Genomic DNA, 12,534 nt, shown 5'->3' with positions numbered 1-12,534 from the left:
AGCGGCGCACCGTGAGGAGGGGGTGAGCGCGGCGAGGGCTCCTGCCACGGACGCTCGGCGCGGCCGTGGGGCCGCGCCGGGGTACGAGCCGCTCTCACTCAGATGAAGGATCAACCGTCGGCCGAATGATCCATCCCGGATGGATCAAGCAAGGGCGACGAGGTCCGCGTACTCCGCGCCCCACAGGTCCTCGACACCGTCCGGGAGCATGATGATGCGCTCCGGCTGCAGCGCCTCGACGGCGCCCTCGTCGTGGGTGACCAGCACGACGGCCCCGGTGAAGGTGTGCAGGGCGCCCAGGATCTCCTCGCGGCTGGCCGGGTCGAGGTTGTTGGTCGGCTCGTCCAGCAGCAGCACATTGGCCGAGGAGACGACGAGGGTGGCCAGCGCCAGCCGGGTCTTCTCACCGCCGGAGAGCACCCCGGCGGGCTTGTCGACGTCGTCACCGGAGAAGAGGAAGGAGCCCAGCGTCTTGCGGATGGCGACCAGGTCCATGTCGGGCGCCGCCGAGCGCATGTTCTCCAGCACCGTACGGTCCGGGTCCAGCGTCTCGTGCTCCTGCGCGTAGTAGCCCAGCTTGAGGCCGTGCCCTGGGACGACCTTGCCGGTGTCGGGCTCCTCGACACCGGCGAGCAGCCTCAGCAGCGTCGTCTTGCCCGCGCCGTTGAGGCCGAGGATGACGACCCGGGAGCCCCGGTCGATGGCCAGGTCGACGCCGGTGAAGATCTCCAGCGAGCCGTAGGACTTGGACAGGTCCTCGGCCATCAGCGGCGTCTTGCCGCAGGGCGCCGGGTCGGGGAAGCGGAGCTTGGCGACCTTGTCGGACTGCCGCTCCCCCTCCAGCCCGGACAGCAGCTTCTCCGCGCGGCGCGCCATGTTCTTGGCGGCCACCGCCTTGGTGGCCTTCGCTCGCATCTTGTCGGCCTGCGAGTTGAGGGCCGCCGCCTTCTTCTCGGCGTTGGCCCGCTCGCGGCGACGCCGCTTCTCGTCGTCCTCGCGCTGGGTGAGGTACTGCTTCCAGCCCATGTTGTAGATGTCGATGGCCGACCGGTTGGCGTCCAGATAGAACACCTTGTTGACCACCGTCTCCACCAGGTCGACGTCGTGGGAGATGACGATGAGGCCGCCGCGGTAGGTCTTGAGGAAGTCGCGCAGCCAGACGATCGAGTCGGCGTCCAGGTGGTTGGTCGGCTCGTCGAGGAGCAGGATGTCGGCGTCCGAGAAGAGGATGCGGGCCAGCTCTACGCGGCGCCGCTGGCCGCCGGAGAGGGTGTGCAGCGGCTGGCCGAGCACCCGGTCCGGCAGCCCGAGGCTGGCCGCGATGGTGGCGGCCTCGGCCTCGGCCGCGTAGCCGCCCTTGGTGAGGAACTCGGTCTCCAGGCGCTCGTACTTCTTCATCGCCTTCTCGCGCGTGGCGCCCTTGCCATTGGCGATGCGCTCCTCGTTCTCGTGCATCTTGCGCAGCACCACATCCAGCTCGCGCGCGGACAGGATGCGGTCGCGGGCCAGCACGTCGAGATCGCCGGTGCGGGGGTCCTGCGGGAGGTAGCCGACCTCGCCGCTGCGGGTGATGGCGCCGGAGGCGGGCACGCCCTCGCCCGCGAGGCACTTGGTGAGCGTGGTCTTGCCCGCGCCGTTGCGGCCCACCAGGCCGATGCGGTCGCCCTTGGCGACGCGGAAGGTGGCCGACTCGATGAGGACGCGGGCTCCGGCGCGCAGCTCAAGACCGGTTGCGGTGATCACTTGAGGAACTCCAAGGCAGGACTGTGGACGTGCGTACGGAAAAAGTGCGGAAGCGGCGTACGCACGCCTAATGCACGAGGAGATGAGGCATGAGAGCCAGTCTACCGGCGCGGCGCAAACGCTTTTCCGGCGCGCGGTCGAACGCTCGACGGCGCCGGTGCGCCGCCTGCCCCGGCCGGCCCGCCGGAGGCGGTCACCCCCCGCCGGTGTGCACCTGGAAGGCGGCCCGGCGTACGGCCTTGGCCAGCGCCGGGTCCGGGTGTGCGGCGGCCAGCGCCACCAGCACCTGCACGGTGCGCGGGTGGCCGGTGGCGCGCACGTCCTCCAGCAGCTTGGGCACCGAGCCCTGTACGGCGGTGCCCAGGTGGTCGACCAGGAGCCGCTCCTCGCCGTGGTCGGTGACGGCGGCGGCGGTGTCCACCCACAGCCAGGTCGCCTCCTGCCGGGTGAGCACGCCGGGTGCCCCGCCCGCCAGGTCCTCCGGGTCGGTGCCCGCCTGCTCGGCCAGCCACAGCAGCGCGTAGGGCCGCAGCGTCGGCTCCTCGGCGGCCTGCTGCACGGCCTCCTCCGCGGGCGCACCCACCACCCGCAGGGCCTCGAAGGCGAGTCCCCGGATGAGCGCGTCCTCACCCCGCGCCGCCTCCAGCAGCTCGGTGACGGCCGGCCCCGTGGGGCGCGCGGCGAGCCAGGCCCGGTACTCGTCACGCGCCGGCCCGGGGGTCATCCGGGCGCAGCCGCGCAGCATCTCCTCGGCCGACTGCTCGATGTTCCCCGCCGGGCTCTGCGCGGCGACGCAGATCTGCTCCAGCTTGGTCCACACCGCCCAGTTGCCCAACGGGGTGAGGACCGCGGAGCCCTGCCGCACGCCGTTCTCGTCGGCGGGCTCCTCGTCCGGGCAGCGGGTCAGCGCCCCTACGGCGGACAGCCCGTCCAGCGCCCAGTCCAGCAGTCCTGGCAGGGCGACACCGACCATGGCGCGGCCCGTCCCGTTCTGATTGGTGTCCCGTTCCGCGCGCAGCTCGGCGATGCGCTGGGCGAGCAGGTCGTGCAGCAGCGAGAAGGTGACGGGGCCGCCGGAGAGGTGCATCACGGAGAGGAACTGCGGCACCGCCTCGACGATCTCCGCCACCAGGCTCTGCTCGTGCGGCAGCGGCGCCGGGTGGGCCAGCGACCAGGCGTCGAAGAGGGCGACCCAGCCGCGCAGCACGGCGCTGTCGTCGCGGTCCCAGGCGCGCAGCCGCCAGCCGGCCCTGGCGGTGTCCCCGTGGAGCTCGATGAGCCCGGCCAGCTTGGCCCGGTCCCAGTGGGTGCGCACCAAGGGGACCGTCATTCGCAGCGCTTCGGCCGCGCGTTCGGCCTCGGGCCCGGGCTGCGGGGAGCGGCCGGTCTCGGCGGCCCACTGGGCCACCCGCACGGCGTCGGCGAGGCAGGCACGCGCGTGCCGGGCCAGCTGGTCGCGCGGCAGCACACCGTCCGGGGGCGGTGGCGTCCTGGCGGAGCGCCTGGTCGTCACAGTGCGCCGGGCGGCGGCGACGGGCTGTCGGGGAACGAGGCGGAGCCTGTTGTCCCCCGGGGTACGGGACGTCGTCACAGGAGCAGTCTTCATGCTGTGCCGTTGAAACCCAAACCTGGGGTGCCGTTTCCGGTCGCCGGCACTCTCCGCACGGATGTGCGCGGGGTTCTGAGGAGGGCTCAGCGTGACACGGTTTCACCTGCGTGACGCGGCCGGAGGGGTCCCTCACATGAAAGGCAGGAGGGTCCCTCACATGAAGGGGGTGAGGAAGCGGCGCAGCTTCTCCTCGTAGCCGTGCGGGTCGGCGTTCCACATGGCGGCGTGCGGGGCGTGCGCGATCTTGTGCAGGGAGACCAGCTTCTGGCGGTGTGCGGCCAGCGCCCGGGAGCCGTCCCAGGGGGCGATGGTGTCGGCGGGGCCGTGCAGCAGCAGCGTGGGCACCGTCAGCTTCGCCGGGTCCACCAGCGGCGCATCCCGGCCCTCGGGCAGACCGGCGCGCCCCTGGACGGCACGCACCACCAGCGGCAGCAGCGCGCGGGGGGTTCCCCGTGAGCTCGCCAGGGCACGCACCGTGCGGGACCACTCCAGTACGGGCGAGTCCAGCACGAGGCCGACCACACGGTCCCGCAGCGGGGAGTTCGTCGCTGCGTGCAGGGCCATCGTGGCGCCGCTGGACCAGCCGTGCAGGATCACCCGCTGGGCGCCGTGCTCGACGGCGTACCGGATGGCGGCGTCCAGGTCGCGCCATTCGGAGTTGCCCAGGTGGCCGATGCCGTCCAGGGACGGCGGCGCTCCCTCGTCGCCCCGGTAGGCAAGGTCGAGCACCGGGAGGCTGTGGCTGCGGTAGAACGGGAGCAGCGTCAAGGGGTGTTCCCGAGTGGCACCCAGGCCGTGCACGGTGATCACCCAGGCACTGCGGTCCCCGGGTACGAACCAGGCGGGCAGCGGGCCGAGTTCGCCGGGGATCTCGACGTCGGCGTACTCGATGCCGAGCGCCTCGCCGGGGTCGCCGACGTAGACCTGCGGGGTGAGGCGGACGGTGGCGCCGATGCTCAGCCGGCCGCGGTCGACACGGCGCAGCTCCCGTACGACGGCGTGCGGGCGTGGTTCGGCCGCCGTCGCGTCCTCCAGCACAGGTCCGACGACGGCGTGGACGCCACGCCCGGTCAGCCCGTAGACCCCGGGAAGCCTGGCCGCCAGGGAGCGGGTGACCGCGATCCGCGCGTCGTCGTGCGAGTGCACGGTCAGCCGGGTGCCCTCGAAGCCCGCTGTGGGTCTGCTGCCGCCGTCGTTCCGTGGGCGCGGCGGGCGCAGCGCGGCGTCGGCGGCGTACCGTCCGGCCGCCAGGGTGGCCGCGCCGGTACCGAGCACGGAGGTGGCGGCCCATGCCGCGGTTCGCAGACGCATCTTCCTCAGTGTTGACGCGATCGGGCGGGCGAAACCAACGGAGCGGTCCGGGAGGGTGACCACCGCACGGGGGAAACGCCGGGGAAACGGGGCCGGTCGGCCGGGTGCCGCCGGGGGGCCGGCCGAATTGGCGCCGCGTCCTGTTGCCCGGGGGAGAACCGCCGCCTCTACGGTGTGACGTGACCCACACAACAGGCGTCAGGGGCCGACACCTGGATGCCCGCCCCAGTTCACCTGCCGTTCACTCGCCGTCCTTACGTTCACGATGTCACTGCCCCTCGAACTGATTGTGCCTGGTGAATGGAACACATCACGCTTCTCATCGGGATCGTGATCGTCACGGCCTTGGTGTTCGACTTCACGAACGGCTTCCACGACACGGCCAACGCCATGGCCACGACCATCTCCACCGGGGCACTGGCTCCTCGGGCGGCGGTGGCCATGTCCGCGGTCCTCAACCTCCTCGGGGCCTTCCTGTCCGTCGAGGTGGCCAAGACCATTTCCTCGGGACTCATCGATGAAGGTTCCGGTATCAAGCCCGAAGTGATCTTCGCGGGGCTGGTAGGCGCGATCATCTGGAACCTGCTGACGTGGCTTGCGGGGCTGCCCTCCAGTTCCTCGCACGCGCTGATGGGCGGCCTGCTCGGCGCCACCCTCGCCGCTGTCGGCACCGGGGCCGTCAACGGCGACGTGGTCGTCATGAAGGTCCTCATCCCGGCGCTCGCCGCTCCGCTGGTCGCGGGCATCGCCTCGATGTGCGCCACCCGGCTCACCTACCGGGTCACCAAGAACGCCGACGAGGAGCGGACCGCCAAGGGCTACCGCGCGGGCCAGATCACCTCGGCGGCGCTGGTCTCCCTCGCCCACGGCACCAACGACGCGCAGAAGACCATGGGTGTCATCACGCTGGCGCTGGTCACCGGCGGCGCCCTGGCTCCCGGCTCCGACCCGCCGGTCTGGGTCATCGCCTCGGCGGGCCTGGCCATCGCGCTGGGCACCTACCTCGGCGGCTGGCGCATCATCCGCACCATGGGCAAGGGCATCACCGACATCCAGCCCCCGCAGGGCTTCGCGGCCCAGACCAGCGCGGCGGCCACCATCCTGGCCTCCTCGCACATCGGCTTCTCCCTCTCGACCACCCACGTGTGCTCCGGTGCCGTCATGGGCTCCGGGCTCGGCCGCAAGGGCGGCGTCGTCCGGTGGGGCACGGCGGGCCGTATGGTCATCGGCTGGGCACTGACCCTTCCCGCCGCAGGCGGGGTCGCCGCGGGAGCGGCGCTGCTGGCCGAGCAGGGCGACTGGGGTGTGACGACGGTCGCCGTCCTCGCCCTCGCACTCTGCGGCGCCATCTGGGCGCGTTCCCGGCGGGCGCCGGTCGACCACACCAACGTCAACGAGGTGGAGCCCGCCGCACAGGGCGCGGAGATCCCCGGCCCGGCTGCCGAGCCGGCGCCCGGCGCCGAGCCCGAGCCGGCCGCTGTGCCCGAGCCGGCGGGGGTGGTCACCACCGCCATCCGGGCCGTCTCTCCGCCCCCGCCCCCGGCAGGCGTGAGCGTCGCCGTCACCCCCTCCGAGGAGGAGCCCGTGGCGGAGACCCAGAACTCGACAGGCCGCCCCGCGTCGGCCGGCACCCTCAGCTAGGCAGAAGGACGACCGTATGGACATCGACTGGGCCGCACTCGGCCAGGTATTCGGCGTCAGCCTGGTGGCGACGGTGGGACTCGTGGGCATCTTCACCCTCGGCATCGTCTCGGGCTCGCCCCGCACGGCGGGCTCCACGCCGTCGGTGCTGGCGCGCACCGGCGCGTACGCCTGCTACGCCGTGTGCGTGGCTGCGGTGGCGTACGGGATCTATCTGATCGCCGCGTAGCCCTCGCGCCGCGTAGCCCTCGGCGAGGATCCGTATCCGTGGCTTCGCCTTCGCTCCCTTCCGGCAGCCGGCCGGGGGTGCGGGGGCGGAGCCCGCGTACGTTCTGCCGCCGCGACGGCGAGCGATCACGCCCGTGAGCGTCCGGCGGCCTCGTCGAGCCGCCCCGCCACCACATTCGGGTTTGCCCACCGCAGGTCCCACGTGGTGGACTGCCCGTGCCAAACGGCGGCATGGAGAGGAAGCCGGTGCGAATCCGGCGCGGTCCCGCCACTGTCACCGGGGAGCGCCCCCCTCAACGAAGCCACGGCCCACGCGGGCTGGAAGGCGAGGGTGGTGCGGATCCGGGAGCCAGGAGACTCTCGCCGCCGGTCGAGTCGAGCCAGGGCGAGGACCCTGAGTGAGGACACCGTGATGCGTGGCCCTGCCGCCATAGTCGCTGCCCCCATAGTCGCTGCCGTCGTACCCGTCGGCGACGCACCTGTCTGCGACGCACTTGTCGCCGCCGTACCCGCTGCCGCCCCCGCCGCCGTCGTGCGGGCCGCGGAACTGCCCGGCGCCCTCCCGTGCACCGTCGGGAGCGCGTGCGCCGGACCCGCCGCGTGATGCGGGCCTTTGACGTCCAGGCAGGCGGCATCGCGCTGGGGTTCGCCGCGGACGCGCTGCTGGGCGACCCGCGGCGCGGCCACCCCGTCGCCGCCTTCGGGCGGGCCGCCGCCGCGCTGGAGCGCCGTATGTGGCGCGACCACCGGGGCGCTGGAGCGCTGTACGTGGTGCTCTGCGCGGGAGGCGCCGTCGCGGCGGCCGGGGCAGCCACGGCAGTCGCCCTCGCCACCCCCGGAAGCCCCGCAGCCGGTGCGCGGGAGGCGCTCGGGTCGGTACGCGCGCCCGCGCGCGCCCGTGACCGGCACGCGGTTCCCGCTGTCGTACTGACCGCCGCCGCCACCTGGGCCGTCCTCGGGGGCACTTCACTGACCCGGGAGGCCAGGGCCGTGGCCGCGGCGCTCCAGGCCGGGGATCTGGAGTTGGCACGCGAGAGGCTGCCCGCGCTGTGCGGGCGCGACCCGCAGGCCCTGGACGCCCCCGCGGTGGTCCGCGCCGTGGTCGAGTCCGTCGCGGAGAACACCTCGGACGCCGTGGTGGGAGCGCTGGTGTGGGGCGCGCTGGCAGGCGTCCCAGGGCTGGTGGGCTTCCGCGCGGTCAACACGCTCGACGCGATGGTCGGTCACCGCTCCCCGCGCCACCGCCGCTTCGGCTGGGCGGCCGCGCGGCTGGACGACGTGGTGGGCCGCCCCGGGGCACGGCTGACCGCCGCGCTTGCCGCGCTGGCCGGGCCGGACCCGCGCGGTGCCGTACGCGCCTGGCGCGCCGACGCGCACCGGCACCCCAGCCCCAACGCGGGCCCCGTCGAAGCGTCGTTCGCGGGCGCGCTCGGGGTGCGGCTGGGCGGGACGCTCTCCTACGGCGGGCGGGTGGAGCACCGGCCGGTGCTCCACGGCACCGGGCGCGCTGTCCGCACGGCGGACATCGAGCGAGCTGTGCGCCTGTCGCGGCGGGTAGGACTGCTGGCACTGGCCACGAGCTGCCTGGTGGGTACGGCAGTACGCCGGTTCGGGCGGGGCCGCGGAACGGGAGGGGTGCGGTGAGCAAGCGCACAACGGGCGGCCTGCTGGTCGCCGGGACGACGTCGGACGCGGGCAAGAGCGTGGTCACGGCGGGCATCTGCCGCTGGCTGGCCCGGCAGGGCGTGCGGGTCGCGCCGTTCAAGGCGCAGAACATGTCGCTCAACTCCTACGTCACTCTCGACGGCGCCGAGATCGGCCGTGCGCAGGCCATGCAGGCGGCCGCGGCGCGGGTCGAGCCGAGCGCGCTGATGAACCCGGTGCTGCTGAAGCCGGGCAGCGACCGCACCAGTCAGGTCGTACTGCTGGGCAAGGCGGTCGGCGAGATGTCGGCTCGCGGGTACTTCGGCCGCCACACGGACGGCCCCGAGGGGGGCGTGCGCCACGGGCGGCGCCAGGAGCTGCTGGAGACCGTCGCGGGCTGCCTGGAGGAGCTGCGCAGCACCCACGACGCGGTGATCTGCGAGGGCGCGGGCAGCCCGGCCGAGATCAATCTGCGCCGCAGCGACATCGTCAACATGGGGCTGGCCCGCGCCTGCCGGCTGCCGGTGCTGGTGGTGGGGGACATCGACCGGGGCGGGGTGTTCGCCTCGCTCTTCGGGACCACGGCACTGCTGGCGCCCGAGGACCAGGAGCTGCTGGCGGGCTACCTGGTCAACAAGTTCCGCGGGGACGTCTCGCTGCTGGAGCCCGGTCTCGAGATGCTGCGCGAGCTGACCGGACGGCCCACGCTGGGCGTGCTGCCGCACCAGCACGGGCTGGGCATCGACGAGGAGGACGGGCTGAGGGTGTCGCTGCGCGGGACCGTGCGGGAGTCCGCCGTCGCACCGCCGCACGGGGCCGACGTGCTGCGCGTCGCCGTGCTGCCGGTGCCGCTGATGTCCAACTTCACCGATGTGGACGCGCTGGCCGCCGAACCCGGTGTGGTGGTGCGGTTCTGCGACCGCCCCGAGGAGCTGGCCGACGCGGACCTGGTGGTGGTGCCCGGCACCCGGGGGACGGTCAAGGCGCTGGAGTGGCTGCGCGCTCGCGGACTGGCCGAGGCACTGGTACGGCGCGCGGCCGAGGGGCGGCCGGTGCTGGGCGTCTGCGGCGGCTACCAACTGCTGGGCGAGCGCATCGAGGACGACGTCGAGTCGCGTGCCGGTGTGGTCGACGGGCTCGGAGTGCTGCCGGTGCGGGTGGAGTTCGCCCGCGACAAGACGCTCGCGCGGCCGCACGGTGCGGCACTGGGCGAGTCCGTCGAGGGCTACGAGATCCACCACGGGGTGGCCGAGGTGTACGGCGGTGAGCCGTTCTTGTGCGACGCCGACGGGGCCCCGCTGGACGGCTGCCGGGTGGGCGCCGTATGGGGCACCCACTGGCACGGCTCGCTGGAGTCGGACGGCTTCCGTCGCGCCTTTCTGCGCCGGGTGGCGGCCGACGCGGGCCGCGCCTTCGTACCGGCGCCGGACACCCGGTTCGCCGCGCTGCGCGAGGAGCAGCTCGACCGGCTCGGCGATCTGATCGAGGAGCACGCGGACACGGACGCGCTGCTGCGGCTCATCGAGAAGGGGGTCCCGGAGGGGTTGCCGTTCGTACCGCCGGGGGCGCCGCCGTGAGCGGCCCGCACTCCGCCGCCCCTGACTCAGCCAAGCCACTCGAAGGAGTGACCGTCGCGTGACCCCCTACCCTTTCACCGCCCTCGTCGGCCAGGCGGACCTCCAGCTCTCGCTGCTGCTGAACGCCGTCTCGCCGGCCATCGGCGGTGTGCTGGTGCGCGGTGAGAAGGGCACCGCCAAGTCGACAGCCGTCAGGGCGCTGACAGCGCTGCTGCCCGGTGTCGACGTCGTGCCCGGCTGCCGCTTCTCCTGCGACCCCGCCGCACCCGACCCCGCGTGCCCGGACGGCCCGCACGAGGGCGCCGGCGCCGCCGAGTCACGCGCGGCGCGCATGGTCGAGCTGCCCGTCGGCGCCTCCGAGGACCGGCTGGTGGGGGCGCTGGACATCGAACGGGCGCTGTCGGAGGGCGTGAAGGCGTTCGAGCCCGGGCTGCTGGCCGACGCGCACCGGGGCGTCCTGTACGTGGACGAGGTCAACCTCCTGCACGACCACCTGGTCGACCTCCTGCTGGACGCGGCCGCGATGGGCGCCTCGTACGTGGAGCGCGAAGGTGTCTCCGTACGGCACGCCTCCCGGTTCCTGCTGGTGGGCACGATGAACCCGGAGGAGGGCGAGCTGCGCCCGCAGCTGCTCGACCGGTTCGGGCTGACGGTCGAGGTGGCCGCCTCGCGCGAGACGGACGAGCGGGTCGAGGTCGTACGGCGGCGGCTGGCGTACGACGACGACCCGGAGGGCTTCGCGGCGCGCTGGGCGGACGACGAGCGGGAGTTGCGGCAGCGGATCGCCGCTGCCCGGGACCTGCTGCCCCGGGTGCGGCTCGGTGACGCGGCGCTGAGGCAGATCGCGGCGACCTGCGCGGCGTTCGAGGTGGACGGCATGCGCGCCGACCTGGTGATGGCCCGCACGGCGACGGCACTGGCCGCCTGGGCGGGGCGCGCCGACGTGGAGTCGGCGGATGTGCGGCAGGCGGCGCTGCTGGCCCTCCCCCACCGGCGGCGGCGCAATCCCTTCGACGCCCCCGGCCTGGACGAGGACAAGCTGGACCGGACGCTGGAGGAGAACGCCGGCCAGGACGACGACAGCGGCCCTGAGCCGGAGGGTCCGGACGACGGCGGCCCTGACGGCGGCCCCGACGGCGGTGGCGGGGTACCACCGCAGGGCGCTCCGCAGGACGAGGCACAGGCCCCGCAGGGCGAGCCCTCCATCCCCGGGCAGCCGCAGCCCGAGCCCGCCGAGCAGGCGGCCCCGCCGCAGTCCCCGGAAGGCGCCACGGGCGAGCCGGACCCGAACGCTCCGGCGCCCCCTCAGCAGACCGCCGCACCCGCGGGCGAGCCGTTCAGGGCCCGTACCCTCACCGTGCCCGGGCTCGGCGAGGGCGCGGCCGGTCGGCGCTCGCGGGCCCGCACGGCGCACGGCCGTACGACGGGGGCGCGCCGCCCGCAAGGCGCGCTGGGCAAGTTGCATCTGGCCGCCACCGTGCAGGCGGCGGCCCCGTATCAGCACGCTCGTGGCCGTCGGGGCAGCGGTCTCCTGGTGCGCAGGGACGATCTGCGGGAGGCCGTGCGTGAGGGCCGCGAGGGCAATCTGGTGCTGTTCGTCGTGGACGCCTCGGGTTCGATGGCGGCGCGGCAGCGGATGAGCGCGGTCAAGGGCGCGGTGCTGTCGCTGCTGCTGGACGCCTATCAGCGGCGGGACAAGGTGGGGATGGTGACCTTCCGGCGCGGTGAGGCCGAGGTGGCGCTGCCGCCCACCTCGTCGGTGGACGCCGCCGCGGCCCGGCTGGAGTCGCTGCCGACCGGTGGGCGTACGCCGCTGGCGGCCGGGCTGCTGCGGGCGCGCGAGGTGCTGCGGGTGGAGCGGCTGCGGGACCCGGCCCGGCGGCCGCTGCTGGTCACGGTGACGGACGGGCGTGCCACGGGCGGCCCCGAGCCGCTGGTGCGGTCCCGGCAGGCGGCGCGGCTGCTGGCGGCGGACGGCACCGCCTCGGTGGTGGTCGACTGCGAGGCGGGGCATGTGCGGCTGGGGCTGGCCAGGGAGCTGGCGGCCCAGCTGGGCGGCAGCGCGGTCACGCTGGACGAGCTGCGCGCGGACGCGGTGACCGAACTCGTCCGCAGTACAACCGACTCACGTAACGCAGGGCACGCAGGGAGGGCGGCGTAATGCCGAAGGGACAGCCGAGCGTCGTACCGCAGGACGGCCTCACCACGCGGCAGCGGCGCAACAGGCCGCTGGTGGCGGTCCATACGGGCGTCGGGAAGGGCAAGTCGACGGCCGCTTTCGGGCTGGCGCTGCGCGCCTGGAACCAGGGCTGGCCGATCGGGGTTTTCCAGTTCGTCAAGTCCGCCAAGTGGAAGGTCGGCGAGGAGCGCGCGCTCAAGGTGCTCGGCGACTCCGGCGAGGGCGGCAGTGTCACCTGGCACAAGATGGGCGAGGGCTGGTCGTGGATCCAGCGCAACGTCCAGGACGGCGAGATGAGCAGCGAGGCGGCGGCCCGCGAGGGCTGGGAGCAGGTCAAGCGGGACCTGGCCGCCGAGACGTACCGGCTGCTGGTGCTGGACGAGTTCGCCTACCCGATGCACTGGGGTTGGGTCGACGTCGAGGAGGTGGTCGCCGTGCTGCGGGACCGCCCCGGCACCCAGCATGTGGTCATCACCGGGCGGAACGCGCCGCAGCAGTTGGTCGACGCGGCGGATCTGGTCACCGAGATGTCCAAGGTCAAGCACCCGATGGACGCGGGCCAGAAGGGGCAGAAGGGCATCGAGTGGTGACCGTACGGGATG

General features: G+C 73.8%; 10 protein-coding genes and 1 riboswitch. Of the genes, 7 read left to right on the top strand and 3 right to left on the bottom strand.

Annotated elements, in window-relative coordinates; all coding sequences use genetic code 11:
* Positions 1-144: 144 nt before the first annotated feature.
* From HC362_RS26550 to HC362_RS26540, 3 genes are all read right to left on the bottom strand, one after another.
* Entirely contained in the window at positions 145-1,743 is a 1,599-nt protein-coding gene (locus tag HC362_RS26550) for an ABC-F family ATP-binding cassette domain-containing protein (protein ID WP_243086658.1), read from the bottom strand.
* A 193-nt stretch (positions 1,744-1,936) separates the two neighbouring features.
* Positions 1,937-3,334, bottom strand: coding sequence for a hypothetical protein (locus HC362_RS26545; RefSeq protein ID WP_243086657.1), 1,398 nt, complete (start codon positions 3,332-3,334; stop codon positions 1,937-1,939).
* Positions 3,335-3,505: 171 nt separating this feature from the next.
* On the bottom strand, positions 3,506-4,663 hold the full coding sequence (locus HC362_RS26540; RefSeq protein WP_243086656.1) for a hypothetical protein: 1,158 nt from the start codon (positions 4,661-4,663) through the stop codon (positions 3,506-3,508).
* A 300-nt stretch (positions 4,664-4,963) separates the two neighbouring features.
* Here HC362_RS26540 and HC362_RS26535 point away from each other — a divergent pair, with 300 nt between their 5' ends.
* The 7 genes from HC362_RS26535 to cobO all read left to right on the top strand — a co-directional run bounded on the left by HC362_RS26535 (position 4,964) and on the right by cobO (position 12,522).
* A complete protein-coding gene (locus HC362_RS26535; RefSeq protein ID WP_243086655.1) occupies positions 4,964-6,304 on the top strand; it encodes an inorganic phosphate transporter in 1,341 nt (446 codons plus the stop codon).
* Between the two features lie 16 nt (positions 6,305-6,320).
* Positions 6,321-6,533, top strand: coding sequence for a hypothetical protein (locus HC362_RS26530; RefSeq protein WP_243086654.1), 213 nt, complete (start codon positions 6,321-6,323; stop codon positions 6,531-6,533).
* A 234-nt stretch (positions 6,534-6,767) separates the two neighbouring features.
* A riboswitch (cobalamin riboswitch) is annotated at positions 6,768-6,892 on the top strand.
* A 52-nt stretch (positions 6,893-6,944) separates the two neighbouring features.
* Positions 6,945-7,136, top strand: a complete 192-nt coding sequence (locus HC362_RS26525) for a hypothetical protein (protein WP_243086653.1) — start codon at positions 6,945-6,947, stop codon at positions 7,134-7,136.
* Entirely contained in the window at positions 7,136-8,176 is a 1,041-nt protein-coding gene (locus HC362_RS26520) for a cobalamin biosynthesis protein (RefSeq protein ID WP_243086652.1), read from the top strand. Before HC362_RS26525 ends, HC362_RS26520 begins: the two co-directional genes overlap by 1 nt.
* Entirely contained in the window at positions 8,173-9,753 is a 1,581-nt protein-coding gene (locus HC362_RS26515; RefSeq protein ID WP_243086651.1) for a cobyric acid synthase, read from the top strand. The genes HC362_RS26520 and HC362_RS26515 overlap by 4 nt, the downstream gene beginning before the upstream one ends.
* A 58-nt stretch (positions 9,754-9,811) precedes the next feature.
* The gene (locus HC362_RS26510) at positions 9,812-11,914 is read left to right on the top strand and encodes a putative cobaltochelatase (RefSeq protein ID WP_243086650.1); all 2,103 of its coding nucleotides are present in this window, start codon (positions 9,812-9,814) and stop codon (positions 11,912-11,914) included.
* Entirely contained in the window at positions 11,914-12,522 is a 609-nt protein-coding gene (gene cobO, locus HC362_RS26505) for a cob(I)yrinic acid a,c-diamide adenosyltransferase (RefSeq protein ID WP_243086649.1), read from the top strand. Before HC362_RS26510 ends, cobO begins: the two co-directional genes overlap by 1 nt.
* Positions 12,523-12,534 lie beyond the last annotated feature (12 nt).

This window comes from Streptomyces sp. 891-h, assembly GCF_022760275.1.
In the GTDB taxonomy this organism is placed as follows: Bacteria; Actinomycetota; Actinomycetes; order Streptomycetales; family Streptomycetaceae; genus Streptomyces; species Streptomyces spirodelae.
This window is presented reverse-complemented; position numbering and strand designations above follow the sequence as displayed.